The organism is Flavobacterium chungbukense (assembly GCF_020805785.1).
Classification (GTDB): domain Bacteria; phylum Bacteroidota; class Bacteroidia; order Flavobacteriales; family Flavobacteriaceae; genus Flavobacterium; species Flavobacterium chungbukense.
Window position 1 is genome coordinate 229,530 of record NZ_JAJGZV010000005.1, and the last position, 22,422, is coordinate 251,951.

Consider the following 22,422-nt stretch of genomic DNA (forward strand, 5'->3'; position numbering starts at 1 on the left):
ATGACAAGTTTGTTGGTAATTATAGTTTTAGTTTTATTAGCAGTTGCATTATGGCAATTGACCAAGATCTTTGATCTTACGCAAGTAGGAGTATCTTCGGACGATTCTCAGGTTGCATCGGATAATGACAATAACGTTCAGGGATATATTATGTTTGGCTTTTTAGCTTTCATCTATATATTTACCATTTATGGTTTACTAAAATGGGGTAATTTAGCTCTTCATACTCCTGCTTCAGAGCATGGACTTTTGGTAGATAATTTAATGAATATTACTTGGGTTTTGATTTTTACAGTTCAAGTTATCACTCAAGGTTTATTATACTGGTTTTCTTTTAAAAATAGAGGACACAAAGACAGAAAAGCTTTGTTTTTTGCAGATAGTAATAAATTAGAGGCGATTTGGAGTATTATTCCTTCTGTAGTTTTAGCATGTTTGATTCTTTATGGATTGTATGCTTGGAATAACATTATGTTTGTTGATAAAGACGAAGATGTTATTGAGATTGAATTATATGCTCAGCAATTTAAATGGACTGCAAGATATGCTGGTGCTGATAATACTTTAGGAAAAGCTAACGTAAGATTAATTGAAGGTGTTAATACTTTAGGGGTAGATATGTCTGATAAAAATTCTCAAGATGATATTGTAGTTTCTGAATTACATATTCCTAAAGGTAAAAAAGTTCACTTTAAAATGCGTTCTCAAGACGTTTTACACTCAGCATATTTTCCTCACTTTAGAGCACAAATGAACTGTGTTCCAGGTATGGTTACTGAATTTGCTTTTGTTCCAACTTACACTACTGCAGAATATAGAGAGTTACCATTTATGGTAGAAAAAGTTGCACATATCAACAAACTTAGAGCTGAAAAAAGCGTTGAGCTAGTTCAGAAAGGTGGTACAGCTTTAGATCCTTACACATTTGATTACCTATTATTGTGTAATAAAATTTGTGGAGCTTCTCACTACAATATGCAAATGAAAGTTGTTGTTGATACTCCTGAAGATTATAAAAAATGGTTAAGTGAAAAAACAACTTTAGCTCAAGATATTAAAGCGGCTGCGGCGGCTGAGAAACCAGCTGAAGGAACTGCACCAGCTACAGATAGTGCTGCAAAAGTGATCGATACTGTTAAAGCAGTTGTTGATACTGTTAAAGCAGCAGTAGCTAAAGTTGCAATGAAATAATATTATTTAGAAAATTTAAAGTACACATATATGTCAGCAGAAGCGCACGATCACGATCACGGACACGATCACGAGCACGAACATCATCATAAAGATACGTTCATTACTAAATATATTTTTAGTATTGATCATAAAATGATTGCTAAGCAATACTTGATTACTGGTATTATTATGGGGATTATTGGTATCGCAATGTCCTTGCTTTTCAGAATGCAATTAGCGTGGCCAGAAGAGTCTTTTAAGATATTTAATGTTTTATTAGGAGATAAATTTGCACCTGATGGTGTAATGGCAAATGATATTTATTTAGCTTTAGTTACAATTCACGGTACCATCATGGTATTCTTTGTACTGACGGCAGGTTTGAGTGGAACTTTTAGTAATTTACTTATTCCACTTCAAATTGGAGCACGAGATATGGCTTCAGGATTTATGAATATGATTTCATACTGGTTGTTTTTCTTATCAGCAGTTATCATGTTATGTTCTTTATTTGTTGAATCAGGACCAGCATCTGCAGGATGGACTATTTACCCTCCTTTAAGTGCATTGCCACAAGCAATTCCAGGATCTGGAACAGGTATGACTTTATGGTTAGTTTCAATGGCTATTTTCATCGCATCTTCTTTGATGGGATCTTTAAATTACATTGTTACAGTAATTAATTTAAGAACAAAAGGAATGTCTATGACTAGACTTCCGCTTACAATTTGGACATTCTTCGTAACAGCTATTATTGGTGTTATTTCGTTTCCAGTTTTATTGTCTGCAGCTTTATTATTAATTTTTGATAGAAGTTTTGGTACTTCATTCTTCTTATCTGATATCTATATTGCAGGAGAGGTTTTACATTACCAAGGAGGATCTCCAGTATTATTTGAACACTTATTCTGGTTCTTAGGTCACCCAGAGGTTTATATTGTAATCTTACCAGCGATGGGACTTGTTTCTGAAATTATGGCGACGAATGCTCGTAAACCAATTTTCGGATATAGAGCGATGATTATGTCAGTTCTTGCAATTGCATTCTTGTCAACTATTGTATGGGGACACCATATGTTTATTTCAGGTATGAATCCATTCTTAGGATCTGTATTTACTTTTACTACTTTATTGATTGCAATTCCATCTGCTGTTAAAGCGTTCAACTGGATTACAACTTTATGGAAAGGTAACTTACAATTTAACCCTGCAATGTTGTTTTCTATTGGTATGGTTTCTACTTTCATTACTGGAGGTTTAACAGGTATCATCTTAGGAGATAGCACATTAGATATTAACGTTCACGATACTTACTTCGTAATTGCTCACTTTCACTTAGTAATGGGTATTTCTGCACTTTATGGAATGTTTGCTGGTATTTACCACTGGTTCCCTAAAATGTACGGAAGAATGTTAAATAAAAATCTAGGTTATATCCACTTCTGGGTAACAGCAGTTTGTGCTTATGGAGTTTTCTTCCCAATGCACTTTATTGGATTAGCTGGTTTGCCAAGACGTTACTATACAAACACAAACTTCCCATTATTTGATGATTTACAAAACGTGAATGTTTTGATTACAACATTCGCTCTTGTGGGAGGTGCGTTCCAACTAGTATTCTTATACAATTTCTTTAGTAGTATTTTCTACGGTAAAAAAGCAATTCAAAATCCATGGAAATCAACAACTTTGGAGTGGACTACTCCAGTTGAACATATCCACGGAAACTGGCCAGGAGAAATTCCTCATGTATACCGTTGGCCGTATGACTACAGTAACCCAAATCATGATGTAGATTTTGTTCCTCAGAATGTACCAATGAAAGAAGGTGAAGAGGTTTTACACCACTAAAATATTTAAAAGGCTGTCATTTTTGACAGCCTTTTTTGTTTAGTTAAAATTTTAATCGTTCAGTTTTACTGTTTTAGAAACTAATTACTTTCTATATCTTTGTAAGATGAATGAAAATCTAGATCCTACTACAAAAGGCTATAATTCTGAAGAATTAGATCTTGAGAAAAAACTGCGTCCGCTATCATTTGATGATTTTGCTGGGCAAGATCAAGTTTTGGAAAACTTAAAAGTATTTGTTGCTGCTGCTAATCAAAGAGGTGAGGCACTCGATCATGCTTTATTTCATGGACCTCCAGGTTTAGGAAAAACTACTTTGGCAAATATTCTTGCTAACGAATTAGAAGTAGGTATAAAAATTACTTCGGGTCCTGTTTTAGATAAGCCTGGAGATCTAGCCGGTTTATTAACTAATTTGGATGAGAGAGATGTTTTGTTCATTGATGAAATTCATCGCCTAAGTCCAGTTGTGGAAGAATATCTCTATTCAGCGATGGAGGATTTCAAAATTGATATTATGATTGAATCTGGTCCAAACGCGAGAACAGTTCAAATCAATTTAAATCCATTTACCTTGATAGGCGCAACGACTAGATCAGGGTTATTAACGGCGCCGATGCGTGCACGTTTTGGAATTTCATCTCGATTACAATATTACACTACTGAACTTCTGACAACTATTGTTGAAAGAAGTGCTTCTATATTAAAAATGCCGATAGCGCTTGATGCTGCAATTGAAATTGCTGGAAGAAGTAGAGGTACACCTCGTATAGCGAATGCTTTACTTCGTAGGGTTCGTGATTTTGCACAGATAAAAGGAAATGGTACAATCGATTTAGAGATTGCTCGCTATGCTTTGAAAGCATTAAATGTGGATGCACATGGACTTGATGAGATGGACAATAAAATTTTATTAACCATTATAAATAAATTTAAGGGTGGTCCGGTTGGACTTTCTACTTTGGCAACCGCAGTATCTGAAAGCAGTGAAACTATTGAAGAAGTATATGAACCGTTTTTAATTCAAGAAGGTTTTATTATGCGTACACCTCGTGGAAGAGAAGTTACAGATAAAGCATATAAACATTTAGGCAAAATAAACACAAACATTCAGGGCGGTTTATTTTAATTGGAGTGACTTATGTCTGTTAAAAGAAAATATAATTATCCGCCTAAATTGTCTATTCTTAGATTTTTTTTAGACGCTGAGGCAGTTCGTAGAAATCCGATTCCGTACCATAAAATTTACTTTGAACGTTTTGGAGATTCTTTTTCAATAAGAATTGGCAAGACTCAGCACATTATCTTATCTAGAGATAATGAAGTGGCTCAATATATATTGCAGAAGAATCACAAAAACTATCATAAATCTAAATTTCAATCGGTCTATCTATCAAAGTATTTAGGGAAAGGACTTTTAACAGTTGATGGCGATTTTTGGTTAAAACAGAGAAGACTTATTCAGCCAGCTTTTCATAAACAAAAAATGAATCAATTGGTTGATAATATGAAGTTGACAATTGTCGGTGAGTTAGATGATATTTCAATCAATAATGAAATTGATCTTTTTCCTGTAATGAGCGAATTAGCATTTAATGTTGTGGCTAAATCACTGTTTCAGTTTTCAATTGTGGAAGAAAAATTAAACCGAATTAAATACATAATTGAAGCAGTTCAAAACTTTTTAATTAAAGAAATTAGACTTCCACATAAAGCATGGTGGTTTTCAATTAGCGGTCAGGTAAATAAGCATCTTCAACTTGCTGAAGAGAATAATCTAATTATTAGAGAAATTATTGAACAACGTATTGAGGCAAAAGATGAGATTAACGATTTGCTTAATATGCTTTTGGAAACTCGTTACGAAGATACCGGTGAAGGTATGTCTGTTGAGCAGCTCATTGATGAAATAAAAATTCTTTTTATCGCTGGTCATGAAACTACTGCAAATGCTTTAACATTTACATTGCATTTATTAGGGAATCATCCTAATGTACAGCAAAAGGTGTTTGATGAGATTGTTCAAATAGAATCAGAAACTGATGATGTGGTGGAACAGCTTCAAAAAATGACTTATACTAATGCGGTTTTAAATGAATCAATGCGTTTGTATCCGCCGGCTTGGATTACAGATCGACAAAATGTTGAAGATGATAGTTTGGGAAAGTTTAACATCAAAAAAGGAACTTTAATTGGTGTTTCTTTTTATGAATTACACCGTAATGAGAAATACTGGAAAAATCCAAATGATTTTATTCCAGAGCGTTTTTTGGGAGAACAAAAAAAGTATTCCATGCAATATTTTTATCCATTTGGGGCAGGACCTAGAATGTGTATTGGCGCAGGTTTTGCTATATATGAAATGTGTCTTGCTATTTCTCACATTATTAAAAAATATAAAATTACATCATCGAAATCCGATGTTAATTTTAATCCGCTAATTACCTTAAAACCCGTTGATATTAAAGTTGTATTTTCTGAAAGATAATGATCAATTCTAAAGAAAAATATTCGAAATTTATTAAAGAGGAAGCCAAAAGGCTTGGTTTTCTATCTTGTGGAATATCAAAGGCAGGATTTTTGGAAAAAGAAGCGCCAAGACTTGAAAACTGGTTGAAAAATAATCGTAATGGACAAATGGCATATATGGAAAACCATTTTGATAAACGATTAGATCCGACATTATTAGTAGATGATGGAAAAAGTGTAGTGTCGCTTTTGTTGAATTATTTTCCTGAAGTTTCTCAAAATGAAGAGAGTTTTAAAATATCAAAGTATGCCTATGGGCAGGATTATCATTTTGTTATTAAAGATAAATTAAAAGAATTTTTACATTCTATTCAAGAAAATATTGGAGATGTTTCTGGTCGTGCTTTTGTTGATTCAGCGCCAGTTTTAGATAAGGCTTGGGCAGCAAAAAGTGGTTTGGGATGGATAGGGAAAAACAGTAATTTAATTACTCAAAAAGTGGGCTCTTTTTACTTCATTGCAGAGTTAATTATAGATTTAGACTTAGAATATGATCACGCCGTTACTGACCATTGCGGCTCTTGTACTGCTTGTATAGATGCTTGTCCAACTCAAGCAATTGTGGCACCTTACATTGTGGATGGCAGTAAATGCATCTCTTATTACACAATAGAATTAAAAGAAAATCTACCTTATGAAATGAAAGGGAAATTTGATGAATGGATGTTTGGCTGTGATACTTGTCAAGATGTTTGTCCATGGAACAGATTTTCTAAACCTCACTCAGAACCGTTGTTTAATCCAAATCCTGAATTGTTATCTTTTAGCAAAAAAGATTGGATAGAAATTACAGAAGAAACCTTTAAAATTGTTTTTAAAAACTCCCCAATTAAAAGAACAAAATTTGACGGATTAAAACGTAATATCAAATTTTTGGAATAATATCTCTTACTTTTTTGTATACAACTTATTGATTTTTAGATATTTGTATTTTTTATTGTGAGTTTAAACTTATTTTTAATTTTGCTTATTATTGAGTATTTGTCAATAAATACTCTCAAAATTAAATTTATTCATAATTCTTTAAGAATTTGCGACCTCTTCATTATCAAATAATTATATTTTTTTGTTACAAATGACACTGAACATTTGTTAAATACTGCTTTTCGACGAGTTTCTTTACCGTTTATCGACTATTGTATTTGATACTTCATGATTTATTTACTTTCGTCCCTCCAAAACTACATTTTATAAACTTAAAACACGATTTTGTGTATTGAACCTATCATGACTATGGTCCAAACGCTACAATGTTCATTTAGAGATCATTCCAAGGTCTTTAATGATTTTTCGAAATCCAATTATTTTTATTTTTCGTATTTCATCTATACGCTAAAAATGATCATCCATTTTTTAGTGTATTGTTTTTCTGTTCCACAAACTCAAGTTGTCTATGCGTAACTTTACTTTTAAAAAGTTTAATTTATTTAAACTATTTTTTCTTATTTTCTTATTTTTTATCACGGCTCAAACTAGAGCTCAATTTCCTTATTCACAATCATTTAAAAATTCTACAGCTCCAGGTGTTTTGTTTGGAGGTGAGCCTGTAGCTTTTTTAACTGGCGGAGCTGGTCTTAGAGATGGTTATAACGATGCAAATGGTTCTGGATATTTGCGATTAACAAATAGACAAGGTAGCCAGAAAGGAATTGTTTATTCAGATATGTACTCATTTCCATCTGCTTATGGAATGACTATTACATTTGAATACTACACTCATAGTGGAAACGGTGCTGATGGTATCGCTTTTATTTTATTTGATGCAACGGCTTCTCCTGTTGCTGCAGGTGCTTTTGGAGGTTCCTTAGGTTATGCGCAACGAAATTCAGAAACTGGTTTTTCTAAAGGTTATCTTGGTATTGGAATTGACGAATATGGAAATTTTTCTGCCAATAATGAAGGAAAAAGTGGTGGAGCACCAGGCGGTGTTTTGCCTAGTAATGTTACTTTGAGAGGTGCTGGAACAGGAACATCGGGATATCCGCACTTGATTTCGGTGAAAACAACAGATTTAGCAAGTTCTTTTAATGTTGCAGGTGGGGATAGAGGTGCTACTGACAATTCGAAATCTGGTTTTAGAAAAATGGAAGTTGTTTTAAAACCGCGAGCAGATGGTGGTTTTTTTATTGATGTTTACTTAACTCATGGTAGTGTAAGAGAGTTAATAATTAATAATTATGAATATAAAACTCTTGCACCATCTAATTTGAAATTTGCAATTTCTTCTTCTACAGGAGGATCTAACAATTTTCATGAAATCCGTAATTTAAATATTACAGTTGATAAATCAACGCTTTTAACTCCAGTGGCTAATTCAGATACTTTCACAGGCTGTATCGGGTTACCGGCAACTTCTGGGGATATTACAGCAAATGATAATGGATCAGTAAATACTTTAGGGACAATCAATAAATCTACGGTTGACTTAGATCCTTCGGTGACAGGAATTCAAACTTCTAAGACAGTTGCTGATAAAGGGACATTTACCTATAATTCATCAACTGGAGCTGTAACTTTTACCCCGCTAAACAATAGTGTTGTTGGTCCAGTTCAAATCAACTATACTTTTAATGATACTTATGACAAAACTTCTAATTCTTCAACGATAACATATAATACATATACTGCTATTGCTAATAATACGATTACGGCACCTTCAACAAGTTCTTTTTGTACGGCACCGAATGATCCAGGTATTATAACAGGTTCTACCGCTACTGGAGGAGGTTCTGGATTAACTTACCAATGGGAAAGCAGTATAAACAATATAGATTTTAATCCTATTGTAGGAGCTACAAGTGCAAGTTATGATCCGCCAAGTACAAGTACAACTGCTTATTATAGAAGGGTAGTTTCTTCTACAACTTGTAAAGACGTTAGTAATACAGTTTCTATTGTTTTTGGACAGGCTAGTACTCCAACTGCAACGGCGGCAACCGCAATAACATGTAATAGCTTTACAGCAAATTGGAACGCTGTTGCCAATGCGACTTCTTATGGATTAGCGGTTTCTAGAAATTCAAATTTTAATACTCCTGAAGGAGATTTAGATGGAAGAAATCTTAATTCATCATCTACTTCTTTTAATGTTACTGGTTTAATTTCAGGTCAAACTTATTATTTTAGAGTTTTATCTTATAATTCATGTGGAGCTGGGCCAACAGCTTCTAACGTAATTACGGTAACTGTAGGAAATGGATCAGTAGCTGGGACAATATCTGCAGCACAAACAATTTGTTCAGGAACTGCTCCACAAGATTTGACATTAACGGGTTACACAGGAACTATTCAGTGGCAGTCATCTGCAAATAATAGTACATTTAATGATATTATTGGAGCTACAAATGCTGTTTTAACAAGTGCTCAAATGGGAACGCTTACTGCAAATACATATTATAGAGCAGTTGTAAAAAGTGGCTTATGTACGGCAGCAAATTCAGCGTCAGTTTTAATTACAATAAGCCCAGTTCCAAGTTTGGGAACGATATCCCAAGCTGCGATAACTTGTGAAGGCGCTCCAGCGAGAATAAATTTGAAAGGATTATTGCCAAGCACCACATCTACAATTGCTTATTCTATCGATGGAGTTGCACAAACACCTGTTACTGGTGTAGCCGCAGATGGGTCTGGTAATGGCTTTTTTGAAACTGGGGTTTTAACAGCGGTAAATAATGGTAAGACATTAAGAGTAACAACTGTTACTACAACAAACGCTACACCAAGTTGTACCAGTACTGTTAATAGAGATGTTACATTAAGTATAAACGCATCTTCAGTTGGAGGAACAATCGCATCAGTTGCTGCAATTTGTTCAGGAACTTCGCCTGCTAATTTAGTATTGAGTGGCAATAATGGTTCAGTTATAAGATGGCAAAAATCAACAGATTCAGGTTTTTCAACTCGAACTGATATTAATATAACTTCAACAACATTAACAAGCGCTAATATTGGAAACTTAACAGCAAGCACTTACTTTAGAGCAATTGTTCAGAATGGAGATTGCGCTGCTGTTTTTTCAGATGCTGTTTTGGTAACTGTAAATGCATTGCCAGCGGTACTTTCTTTAACAGGTAGCACTATCTGCGTTTTACCTGGTGGAAATGGAACGATTGCATCTTCAACTTCAGCAAGTGGAATAAGTTATCAATTGTATAATTCAAGTAATACAGCAGTTCAATCTGCAAAATCAGGTAACGGATCAGCTTTAACGTGGACAAGTCTTGTTGCAGGAAATGGTTATTATGTAATTGGAAGAAATACTACAACTTCTTGCACATCTACAAGTGGTACAGTAAATGTAGCTACCAATCCAAATCCTGATGCTCTTGTTTTAACAGGAAGTACAATTTGTGTTTCACCTGGAGGTAACGGTACAATAACTTCTTCAACTTCAGCAACAGGAATAAATTACCAATTATATAATTCTAGTAATACAGCAGTTCAATCTGCAAAATCAGGAAATGGATCGGCTTTAACTTGGACAAATCTTGCAGCAGGAACTGGCTATTATGTAATTGGAACAAATACAACAACTACTTGTTCTTCTACTAGTAATAGTGTAAATGTTGCCACCACATTAAACCCAACAGCTCTTGTATTAACGGGAAGTGTAATTTGTGTTTCACCTGGAGGAAACGGAACTATTTCTTCTACAACTTCAGTAAATAATGTAAGTTATCAGTTATTTGATTCAAGTGATGTAACAGTTCAATCTGCAAAATCCGGTAACGGATCAGCATTAACTTGGACAAACCTTACTGCAGCCAACGGATATTATGTAGTTGCAACTAATGCGGCAAATTGTACTGTAAAAAGTAATGTTGTCAATATAACAACTAATCCAAATCCGACAATTTCGATTGGAGGTACATTAACGGATTGTTTGACAACTACTTTAACTACAACAACCAATGCGAGCTCGCCAACTTATGTTTGGTATAAAAATAATGCTATAATTTCTAATGAAACATCATCTTCATTAGTTGTAAATTCTGATGGAGATTATAAAGTAAAAGTTACGAATACTTCAACTGGATGTGAAGCTACCTCTGCTGTTTCAACAGTAAAAGTTAGTGATACAGAAAAGCCAGTTAAACCAGTTTTGGCTGATATTACAGCTGAATGTTCAGCAACAGTAACAGCTCCAACAACTACAGATAATTGTAGTGGAACTGTAACAGGAACAACTAGCGATCCATTGACTTATTCGACTCAGGGGAATTATACTATCAATTGGAGTTTTAATGATGGAAATGGAAACACAGAAACAGCAACTCAAAAAGTAATAATTAAAGACACTCAAAAACCATCAATTACTTGCCCTGCGACAGTTGTGGTTTCTGCTGACGCAAATTCATGTACAGCTACAAGTGTAATTTTAGGAAGTCCTGTAACATCTGACAACTGTGGAGGAACTGTAACAGTGACTAATAATGCACCATCAAGTTTTCCAATCGGAAATACAACAGTAACTTGGACTGCTACAGATGCAGCAGGAAATACGCAAACTTGTACGCAGACAGTAACAGTAAACGATACTCAAAAACCATCAATTACTTGTCCAGCAACAGTTGTGGTTTCTACTGATGCAAATTCATGTGTTGCAACAGGTGTAACTTTAGGTACTCCTGTAACATCAGATAATTGCAACGGAACTGTAACAGTGACTAATAATGCACCGTCAAGTTTTTCAATCGGAAATACGACAGTAACTTGGACGGCTACAGACGCAGCAGGAAACACTCAAACTTGTACTCAAGTAGTAAAAGTTGTAGGTCCGATTATATCCGATAAAGATACAGCATCGATAAATGGATATAATGGAGGAACTGCTGTTTCAAATGTTTTATCAAACGATTTGCTTAATTGTAATGCAGTAGTTAGAAATGAGGTTGTTTTAACTTTGGATTCTGCTTTACCTTCAGTCTTAACATTTGATATTGTAAGTGGAGAAGTTAAAGTTAAAGCAAACACGCCAGTAGGAACATATACATTTGATTATAAAATTTGTGAAGTTGCAAATACTTCAAATTGCAATTCTGCAACTGTAGAAATTACGGTTACGGCACCAGCAATCTTAGCGGTAAAAGAAAATTTAGGTCCGATCAACGGAAGCATTGGAGGAATAACAGCATCTCTTATCGGTTCTGATAAACTAAACGGTGTTCAGGCTGTTATCGGCACAAATGCAGGAGAAGTTGCCTTAATGGGAACAGCTCCAGCAGGATTAACCGTTAATTCAGACGGAACGGTGACTGTAAGCAAAGGCGTAAAAGCGGGAGACTACGATGTGGAATACACAATCTGCGACAACAACAATGCAGGAAACTGCTCAACGGTTACTTCGACTGTAACTGTGACAGCGGCTGACTTAGTTGCGAATTTAGATAATGCAGGTTCGGTAATCGGAGGAAATGCTTCCCAAACCCTTATCAATGTTTTTGACAATGACACTAAAAACGGAGCAAAATTAGATCCGTCAGAAGTTAAACTGACAGCAGGCACAGACCCGAAAGGATTTTTAACAATCGATTCAGACGGAAAAGCAGTTTTAGGCGCGAATGCTCCTGCAGGAAATTATGAGATAACTTATGAAATCTGCGAGCTTCTGAACCCTGGAAACTGCAGCACAAATAAAGTTCAGGTTACGGTTACTGCACCGGTAATTTTAGCAGTAAAAGAAAACTTAGGTCCCATCAACGGAAGCATTGGAGGAACAACAGCATCGCTTATCGGTTCTGATAAACTGAACGGCGTTCAGGCTGTTATCGGAACAAATGCAGGAGAAGTTGCCTTAACGGGAACAGCTCCAGCAGGATTAACCGTTAATTCAGACGGAACGGTGACTGTAAGCAAAGGCGTAAAAGCGGGAGACTACGATGTGGAATACACAATCTGCGACAACAACAATGCAGGAAACTGCTCAACGGTTACTTCGACTGTAACTGTGACAGCGGCTGACTTAGTTGCGAATTTAGATAATGCAGGTTCGGTAATCGGAGGAAATGCTTCCCAAACCCTTATCAATGTTTTTGACAATGACACTAAAAACGGAGCAAAATTAGATCCGTCAGAAGTTAAACTGACAGCAGGCACAGACCCGAAAGGATTTTTAACAATCGATGCAGACGGAAAAGCAGTTTTAGGCGCGAATGCTCCTGCAGGAAATTATGAGATCACTTATGAAATCTGCGAGCTTCTGAATCCTGGAAACTGCAACACAAACAAAGTTCAGGTTACGGTTACAGCACCTGCAATCTTAGCAGTAAAAGAAAACTTAGGCCCGATCAACGGAAGCATTGGAGGAACAACAGCATCGCTTATCGGTTCTGATAAACTAAACGGCGTTCAGGCAGTTATCGGCACAAATGCAGGAGAAGTTGCCTTAACGGGAACAGCTCCAGCAGGATTGACAATTAATGCAGACGGAACGGTGACTGTAGTCAAAGGCGTAAAAGCGGGAGACTACGATGTGGAATACACAATCTGCGACAACAACAATGCAGGAAACTGCTCAACGGTTACTTCGACTGTAACTGTGACAGCGGCTGACTTAGTTTCGAATTTAGATAATGCAGGTTCGGTAATCGGAGGAAATGCTTCCCAAACCCTTATCAATGTTTTTGACAATGACACTAAAAACGGAGCAAAATTAGATCCGTCAGAAGTTAAACTGACAGCAGGCACAGACCCGAAAGGATTTTTAATAATCGATGCAGACGGAAAAGCAGTTTTAGGCGCGAATGCTCCTGCAGGAAATTATGAGATCACTTATGAAATCTGTGAGCTTCTGAACCCTTCAAACTGCAGCACAAATAAAGTTCAGGTTACGGTTACAGCACCGGTAATTGATGCAGTTTTAGATGTAATATCTTCTATCAATGGAAATATCGGAGGCACAACAGTTTCATTAATTAAAAATGATACTTTAAATGGAAATCCAATCATTGCAGGAACAGCTGCGGGAGAAGTTAGATTTAATATTGTTGGAACACTTCCAGCAGGATTAACATTAAACCCAGATTATACTATTACTGTTGCGCCAAATACGCCAGCAGGAAATTATAATGTAGAATACCGTATTTGTGACAATGTTAATTCAGGAAATTGTGATTCAGTAATTACTGTGGTAACAGTTACAGGCGGAAATCTTATAGCAAATCAAGATATTGTTCCTTCAGTAGTTGGTTCAAATGTTCCTCAAACATTAATCAATGTTTTTGCGAATGATACTAAAAATGGAAATGCATTAGTACCTTCAGATGTAAATCTTTCAGTTACAGCCGCAGATCTAAAAAGATATTTAACTATAGATGCAAATGGAAATGCAATATTAGCTCCAAATGCGCCAGCAGGAAATTATGAATTGACATATACAATCTGTGAGAAATTGAATCCAAGTAATTGCAGTTCAAACACAGTTAAAGTAATTGTTGATCTTCCAGTTATTGACGCAGTTGTAGACTCAATAACGCCAATTAATGGAAATATCGGAGGAACAACAGTTTCATTAATTAAAAATGATACTTTAAATGGAAATCCAATAATTGCAGGAACAGCTGCAGGAGAAGTTACATTTAATATTGTTGGAACACTTCCAGCAGGATTAACATTAAACCCAGATTATACTATTACTGTTGCCCCAAATACGCCAGCAGGAAATTATAATGTAGAATACCGTATTTGCGACAATGTTAATTCAGGAAATTGTGATTCAGTAATCTCCGTAATTACAGTAACAGGTGGAAATCTGGTAGCAAATCAAGACATTGTATCTTCTGTAATTGCTTCAAATGTAGCGCAAACATTAAACAATGTTTTTGCAAATGATACTAAAGATGGAAAAGCGCTGGTATCTTCAGATGTAAATCTTACTGTAGCGGTGGCAGATCCAAAAGGATATTTAACAGTTGATGCAAACGGAAATGCAATATTAGCTCCAAATGCACCTGCAGGAGATTATGAATTGACTTATACAATCTGTGAGAAATTAAATCATTCAAACTGCAGTCAGGCTGTAGTTAAAGTTACAGTAATGAATAGAGTTGAACCAAGCCCTCCAACAACAAACGGAATTACATTAGGAGATGATAATAATGTTACTGCTGACGGAATTAACGGTGCTCTGGAATTTGTTAATGTTTTAGAGAATGATTTTATAAACGGACAGCCAATCAATCCAGCAGACGTAACTATCAAACCATTAGGAAACAGTTCTTATTTTGAATGGAATGCAGACGGAACTGTAAATGTTAAGCCAAATACACCTGGAGGAAGTTACGCAATTACGTATCAGGTTTGCGAAAAAGCAAATTCGACAAATTGTTCGACAGCGGTTTTAAATGTTTTTGTTGAAGTTCCAGCAATTGCAATTGTCAAAAAAGCAGAATTTAATGATGAAAACAATAGCGGCTTTGCCAATGCGGGAGAAACAATTACGTATACGTTTACAGTAACCAATACAGGAAATGTTCCGCTAAACAATGTAATAGTAAAAGATCCATTAACAGGAGTAGTGGTTTCTGGACAAGCAATTTCTTTGGCAGTTGGAGAATCTAACAGTTCTAATTTCTCGGCAGTTTACAAGATAACGCAAGAAGATATTAATCTTACTAAAGTAACAAATCAAGCTACTGCGCAAGGAAGCAGTTCAAAAGGAGTTGTTGTAGAAGATTTGTCCGATCATTCAAGTAATACTGGAGATAACCCAACTGTAACAGAATTAGACGGATGCGCAATCAAAGTATTCAAAGCTTTCTCTCCAAATGGAGACAACAAGAATACAAGATTTTACATTAGAGGTATCGAATGCTATCCGAATAATACAGTTGAAATTTATAACCGTTGGGGAGTATTGGTTTACAGTATAGATGGATATAATAACAATGACAGAGCTTTTGTTGGATATTCTAACGGACGTTCTACAATTAAACAGACAGAGGGTCTTCCGGTAGGAACTTATTTCTACATCTTGAAATATCAAGATAATGCTAATGGACCACATCAGGAATCAGGTTACTTATATATCAACAAATAATATAGATTACGGCTTAGTAAATCTAGGCCGTTTTTAAAGCTTTAAAAATGAAAAGATTAATCATATTTTTTATGTTTTTTTCGATTGTGTCTAATGCGCAGCAAGATGCACAGTTTACACAATATATGTACAACACAATCGAAGTCAATCCAGCTTACGCAGGTTCTAGAGGGGTTTTGAGCGTTTTTGGTTTATACCGTACACAATGGGTAGGATTAGAAGGTGCGCCTCAAACAAGTACTTTTTCTGTAAATACACCTTTAAATAATAGTGATTTAGGACTTGGAGTTTCTTTAGTTAATGACAAAATTGGACCAACAACAGAAAATACTTTATCTGCCGATTTATCATATACAATTCCTACTTCAGAATCATGGAATTTGTCTTTTGGTATAAAAGGAACTGCAAACCTTTTCAATTTAGATGTGAATAAATTAAGCATGGAAGATCAAGATGATCAGCAGTTTCAAAACCTAAAAAATAAGTTTTCTCCAAATGTTGGAGCAGGACTTTATTTTCATTCAGACCGTGCTTATATCGGATTATCTGTTCCAAATTTTATAGAAACAAACCGTTATGACTCAGATGATACGGCAATCTTTAAAGAAAAAATTAATTATTATTTGATAGCAGGATATGTATTTAATCTCGATCGATTAGAATATATTAAGTTCAAACCAGCTTTAATGACTAAAATGGTAGAAGGAGCTCCTTTACAAGTCGATGTTTCAGGAAATTTTATGTTCAATGATAAATTTGTTTTAGGTCTTGCTTATCGCTGGAGCGCTTCTGTAAGTGCAATGGCAGGATTTCAAGTTACAAAAGGAATGTATTTAGGTTACGGTTACGATCACGAAACTACACAATTAAAAAAATACAATTCTGGATCTCATGAAATCTTCTTAAGATTCGATTTCTTTAATAATTATAATAAAATGATATCTCCAAGGTTCTTTTAATGAAAACTATGAAACTCAAGAAAATAATTTTAATCGTTTTACTGTGTAACTTTTTTTCAAATGTGAATGCTCAAAAAACATTCACGAATATGAACGTAAAATACGCAGATAAAAAGTATGAAGAATACGCTTACGCGGATGCTATAAAAGCGTATGAAAGCGTAATTGAACAAGAAAGTAATAACGAAGGCGTAGTAAAACGTCTGGCAAATTCATATTATTTTAATGGAGAATTGACTAGTGCTTTAAAATGGTACAATCAATTATTTCAAATTAATGAAGACCAAGAATCAGAATATTTTTATCGTTATGCACAATGTTTAAAATCGGCTGGAAATTATCGTAAATCTGATGAAGTTTTAGTGAAATTCAATCAAAAAGCTGTCTCAGAAAAAAGATCTGATTTAATTAGAAATGACAAAAATTATCTGGAAGTAATAAAGGAAAATTCTGGGCGATTTCAAATTGGAGATGCAGGAGTTAATTCTCGTTTTTCAGATTATGGAAGCGCTGTTTACAACAATAAAATAATTTTTACTTCTGCGCGAGATACAGGCGGAGTTGTTAAAACAAATTTTCAATGGACAAACAGATCTTTCTCTAGATTATACAGCGCTGTTTTATTGCCTGATGGAAGTATCGGAACGCCAGAACTTTTTATAAAAAGAAAAAAAGATAAGTTCAATGAATCTACACCAATTTTTACAAAAGATGGAAGAACAATGTATTTCACGCGAAATAATTTCACCGATGGAAAAAGAGGACAGAATGATAAAAATGTTACGCTTTTAAAATTGTATAAAGCAGATTTAATTGATAACGAATGGAAGAACATCAGAGAACTTCCTTTTAATAGTGACCAATACAGTACTGCGCATCCTGCTTTAAGTATGGATGAGAAATTTTTATATTTCGCGTCAGATATGCCTGGAACATTTGGTCAGTCAGATATCTATAAAGTTGCTATTAATGAAGATGGCACTTTTGGAAAACCAGAAAACTTAGGTCCAGAAATTAATACGGAAGGCAGAGAAACATTTCCTTTTATTTCTGGAGAAAATGAACTTTATTTCGCTTCAGATGGGCGTCCAGGTTTAGGCGGTTTGGATATTTTTGCTTCGAGAATAAAAGCAAACGGAAGTTATGATGAAGTTTTAAATATCGGAGAACCAGTAAATAGTAAGCAAGATGATTTTGCTTTCAGCATTGATAGTAGAACTAGAAGCGGCTATTTTTCTTCAAACAGAGAAAGCAGCCAAGGTTTAGACGATATTTATAGATTTACAGAAACCAGAAGATTAATTTGTGAGCAGAATTTAACTGGAACAGTAACTGATTCTGAATCGAATGCAGTATTGGCAAATACAGCTCTGACTTTATTCAACGAAAAATTTGATCCGGTTGGAACAATTACCACAGATGAAAAAGGGAATTATGTTTTTCCAACTGTAAAATGTGGTAAAAAATATACCATTAGAACGGCTAAAACAGATTATAATGCCAAAGAAGTTTCGGTAAACATTTTAAGAGATCAAGAAACTACTTTAATGATTGCTTTAAACAAAGTATTTGTTCCTTTAACAGCAAAAACCGTAGCCACTAAAAGAGTCAATATTAGTCCTGTAAAATTGGGCTCAATGAAAGTTGGAGTAGATGTAGCAAAACTTTTAAATCTTCCTATGAATTTTTTTGATTTAGGAAAAGCTACTATCAAAAAAACATCAGAACCGCAACTGATGAAAGTGGTAAATCTTTTAAAAGAATATCCAGACATGAAACTCGATATTCGTTCGCATACAGACAGCCGTTCTTCTTCAGAAAGCAATCAAATTCTTTCGGACATGAGAGCGTTGTCAACAAAAAAATGGCTAGTACAAAAAGGAATTAGTGAAGACCGATTATCAGCAAAAGGTTACGGAGAAACACAATTGGTAAATAAATGTGCAGATGGCGTAAAATGTACCGAACAACAACACATGCAAAATAGAAGAAGTGAATTTATTATTGTAGCAATGTAAAATAACTTTCTTAAAAATTATTAAAACCCTTTTCTAAATTTTAGAAAAGGGTTTTTATTTTTTAAATATTTTTCTATAAATATTTCACCACTAAACAATTTCAACTGATTAATGTTGAAAAATTTGTAAACGTTAAAAAATCTAATTTTCATCAAAAAACAATTCTAAAAAATTTCATTCTTTACACTATAATTTTGAAAATTTAAGTTCTCATGTATTATGTTTAAAATGAATAAGTTGGGTTTTTAAAAAATCGATTTCGTTGCAGATCGTGTTTGTTTTTATTATAACTTTATAAACCTAAAAATTTTTCATTATGACTGTAGATCAAATACTTAAAGCAAAAGGAAGAAATGTCTATTCTATTTTCTCTAATTTAACTGTTTATGATGCCTTAAAGGTAATGGGAGAAAAGAATATTGGAGCAATTTTAATTATTGACGATACTGTTTTAAAAGGCATATTATCAGAAAGAGATTATGCTCGTAAAATTGTTTTAAAGGATAAATCTTCTAAAGAGACTTTGGTGCATGAGATTATGGAGAGTAATGTTTTTACAGTGAAACTTTCAGATAATCTTGAAGATTGTATGCAATTGATGAGCGAAAAAAGAATACGACACCTGCCTGTTGTAGAAGATGAAACAGTTGTTGGGATAATTTCAATCAGCGATGTGGTTAAGGCGATTATAGAAACTCAAAAAGATACCATTCAACATTTGAATTCTTATATTTCTCAATAAAAAGGATATAATAAAGATAAAAATTTAAAACGAGTCCAATTTCTATTGGACTTTTTTTATTTCTGAAAATGGATTTTCCGAAAAGAAAATACTAAAAAGACGCCTTTTTCAAACAAGACTTATATCTTTGTAAGCTAGAATAAAAGCTAAAATAATGAACAAAGAGAGTAAAAAAAGAGAAGCGTTACTGTATCATTCAGAGCCGACTCCAGGAAAAATTCAGGTAGTTCCAACAAAAAAATATGCAACCCAGAGAGACTTATCATTGGCTTATTCGCCAGGAGTTGCAGAACCGTGTTTAGCAATCGCAGAAAACATTGACGACGTTTATAAATATACAGCAAAAGGAAATTTAGTAGCCGTAATTTCAAACGGTACAGCGGTTTTAGGACTTGGAAATATAGGTCCTGAAGCAGGAAAACCTGTAATGGAAGGAAAAGGTTTATTGTTTAAAATTTTCTCGGATATCGATGTTTTTGATATCGAAATAGGTACCGAAAATGTTGAAGAATTTATTCAGACTGTAAAAAATATTGCTCCAACTTTTGGAGGTATTAATCTAGAAGATATTAAAGCTCCAGAATCTTTCGAAATAGAAAGAAGATTGATCGAAGAATTGGATATTCCAGTAATGCACGACGATCAGCACGGAACTGCAATTATCTCTTCTGCAGCTTTAATTAATGCTCTTGAATTGGCAGGGAAAAAAGCAGAGGATGTAAAAGTAGTTGTTTCTGGCGCAGGATCTGCAGCAATTGCTTGTACAGATTTATATGTTTTATTGGGTGTAAAAGTAGAAAACATTTTAATGTACAATAGTAAAGGACTTTTAACAAAAGACAATCCTTCACTTTCAGATTTACAATTAAAGTATGCTATTGACGGACCTAAAATTGCTTTGGCAGATGCTGTAAAAGATGCTGATGTTTTCATCGGATTATCTTCAGGAGATATTCTTTCGCCAGAAATGTTACTGTCTATGGCAAAAAATCCTATCGTTTTTGCGATGGCAAATCCAAATCCGGAAATCGATTATAATTTAGCCGTAGAAACGCGTAAAGACGTTATTATGGCGACAGGACGTTCGGATTTTCCTAATCAGGTAAATAACGTTTTAGGTTTTCCTTATATTTTTAGAGGAGCATTAGACGTAAGAGCGACTAAAATTAACGAAGAAATGAAAATGGCAGCTGTAAAAGCTTTAGCCATTTTAGCAAAAGAACCAGTTCCAGAACAAGTTAACGTAGCATATGGTGCAACAAAACTTGGATTTGGACAAGAATACATCATTCCTAAACCATTTGATCCTAGATTAATTACTGTTGTAGCGCCTGCTGTTGCAAAAGCGGCAATGGAATCTGGAGTAGCAAAAAATCCTATTACAGACTGGGCAGCTTATGAAGACAATCTTCGTGAGCGTATGGGGAATGACAATAAAATGGTACGTTTGATTACAAACCGTGCTAAATTAGATCCTAAAAGAATTGTTTTTGCTGAAGCAGATCAATTAAACGTTCTAAAAGCAGCTCAGATTGTTTATGAAGACGGAATTGGTTTTCCAATTTTATTAGGAAATAAAGAACAGATTTTAGAACTAAAAGAAGAGTTAGGTTTTGATGCTGATCTTGAAATTATTGATCCTAAAACAGATGAAGAGGCAGAAAGACGTAATAGATTTGCAAAATCATTCTGGGAAACAAGAGGACGCAGAGGTGTTTCAAAATTAGACGCTGAGAAATTCATGCGCGAAAGAAATTATTTTGCAGCAATGATGGTTAATGAAGGAGAAGCAGATGCATTAGTAACTGGGCATTCAAGAAGTTATCCTTCGGTTGTAAAACCAATGATGCAGCTAATTCCTAAAGCCCAAAATGCTTCTCTTATTGCAACTGCAAACATGATGCTTACATCTCGCGGACCAATGTTTTTATCTGATACAGCAATAAATATCAATCCGTCTGCACAAGATTTAGTTAATATTGCTGTTATGACTTCTAAAACAGCAAAAATGTTTGGAATTGAACCAGTTATAGCAATGGTTTCTTTCTCTAACTTCGGATCTTCAACAAGCGAAAGTGCTTCAAAAGTAAGAGAAGCGGTAGCTTATCTTCATAAGAATCATCCTGAGATGGTTGTTGATGGTGAAATTCAGGCAGATTTTGCTTTAAATCAAGAAATGCTTGAAGAGAAATTTCCTTTTTCTAAATTGGCAGGTAAAAAAGTAAATACATTGATTTTTCCTAATTTAGAGTCAGCTAATATCACTTACAAATTATTGAAAGAACTATACAAAGTAAATTCAATTGGACCAATTATGATGGGAATGGGCAAGCCAGTTCACATTTTTCAATTAGGGGCAAGTGTTGAAGAGATGGTAAACATGGCTGCAATTGCAGTTATTGATGCACAGGAAAAAGAAAGCAAAAAAAATAAGATAGCACAATAAACGTGCTAACAAGGATTGAGCAAATTTGTCGTAGTTTTATGGCATTTTTGTTATATTTGATACTAAGAAATTACATTTATGATAGCACATTTGCAAGGCAAATTAGTAGAAAAGAATCCTACAGAGGTTGTGATTGATTGTGGAGGTGTTGGTTATCAGGTAAATATATCCCTGCATACCTTCTCCTTAATTCCCAATTCTGAAAATATAAAATTGTATACGCATCTTCAAATTAAAGAAGATGCGCATACTTTATATGGTTTTGCTGAAAAATCAGAAAGAGAAATTTTTAGAATGCTGCTTTCCGTTTCAGGAATTGGAGCAGGAATTGCCAGAACGATGCTTTCGTCGATTGAGCCAAAACAAATTATTAATGCCATTGCGTCGGGAGATGTTGGTATAATACAATCTATCAAAGGGATAGGGAACAAAACTGCACAAAGAGTTATACTTGATTTAAAAGATAAAGTGTTAAAGTTGTACGATTTGGACGAAGTTTCGGTAGTTCAAAACAATAGAAATAAAGATGAAGCGTTATCTGCTTTGGAAGTTTTAGGTTTTGTTCGAAAAGCTTCTGAAAAAGTAGTAGAGAAAATCGTAAAAGAAGACCCAGAAGCTACTGTAGAAACAATCATTAAAAAGGCCTTAAAAAGCTTATAAATTCATTT

Annotated in this window: 11 protein-coding genes; all 11 read left to right on the top strand. The window is 34.5% G+C overall.

Annotated elements, in window-relative coordinates:
* The 11 genes from LL966_RS16440 (at position 1) to ruvA (ending at position 22,414) form a co-directional block, all read left to right on the top strand.
* Complete coding sequence (locus LL966_RS16440; RefSeq protein ID WP_229354754.1) at positions 1 to 1,191, top strand: cytochrome c oxidase subunit II; 1,191 nt, start codon at positions 1 to 3, stop codon at positions 1,189 to 1,191.
* 30 nt (positions 1,192 to 1,221) lie between these two features.
* Entirely contained in the window at positions 1,222 to 3,024 is a 1,803-nt protein-coding gene (locus LL966_RS16445) for a cytochrome c oxidase subunit I (protein WP_229354755.1), read from the top strand.
* 106 nt (positions 3,025 to 3,130) lie between these two features.
* A complete protein-coding gene (ruvB, locus tag LL966_RS16450) occupies positions 3,131 to 4,153 on the top strand; it encodes a Holliday junction branch migration DNA helicase RuvB (RefSeq protein WP_229354756.1) in 1,023 nt (340 codons plus the stop codon).
* Positions 4,154 to 4,165: 12 nt separating this feature from the next.
* The gene (locus LL966_RS16455) at positions 4,166 to 5,512 is read left to right on the top strand and encodes a cytochrome P450 (protein WP_229354758.1); all 1,347 of its coding nucleotides are present in this window, start codon (positions 4,166 to 4,168) and stop codon (positions 5,510 to 5,512) included.
* Complete coding sequence (gene queG, locus LL966_RS16460; RefSeq protein ID WP_229354760.1) at positions 5,512 to 6,435, top strand: tRNA epoxyqueuosine(34) reductase QueG; 924 nt, start codon at positions 5,512 to 5,514, stop codon at positions 6,433 to 6,435. Before LL966_RS16455 ends, queG begins: the two co-directional genes overlap by 1 nt.
* A 511-nt stretch (positions 6,436 to 6,946) precedes the next feature.
* Positions 6,947 to 15,589 (top strand): T9SS type B sorting domain-containing protein, encoded by an 8,643-nt coding sequence (locus LL966_RS16465; RefSeq protein ID WP_229354762.1) that lies wholly within the window; start codon positions 6,947 to 6,949, stop codon positions 15,587 to 15,589.
* A 47-nt stretch (positions 15,590 to 15,636) separates the two neighbouring features.
* Entirely contained in the window at positions 15,637 to 16,548 is a 912-nt protein-coding gene (locus LL966_RS16470) for a PorP/SprF family type IX secretion system membrane protein (RefSeq protein WP_229354763.1), read from the top strand.
* A gap of 8 nt (positions 16,549 to 16,556) precedes the next feature.
* Complete coding sequence (locus tag LL966_RS16475; RefSeq protein ID WP_229354788.1) at positions 16,557 to 18,566, top strand: OmpA family protein; 2,010 nt, start codon at positions 16,557 to 16,559, stop codon at positions 18,564 to 18,566.
* Positions 18,567 to 18,882: 316 nt separating this feature from the next.
* Positions 18,883 to 19,308: a CBS domain-containing protein gene (locus LL966_RS16480; RefSeq protein WP_229354764.1), complete on the top strand. Its 426-nt coding sequence runs from the start codon at positions 18,883 to 18,885 to the stop codon at positions 19,306 to 19,308.
* Positions 19,309 to 19,462: 154 nt separating this feature from the next.
* Complete coding sequence (locus LL966_RS16485) at positions 19,463 to 21,754, top strand: NADP-dependent malic enzyme (RefSeq protein WP_229354765.1); 2,292 nt, start codon at positions 19,463 to 19,465, stop codon at positions 21,752 to 21,754.
* 78 nt (positions 21,755 to 21,832) lie between these two features.
* The gene (gene ruvA / locus LL966_RS16490; RefSeq protein ID WP_229354766.1) at positions 21,833 to 22,414 is read left to right on the top strand and encodes a Holliday junction branch migration protein RuvA; all 582 of its coding nucleotides are present in this window, start codon (positions 21,833 to 21,835) and stop codon (positions 22,412 to 22,414) included.
* Positions 22,415 to 22,422: the final 8 nt, after the last annotated feature.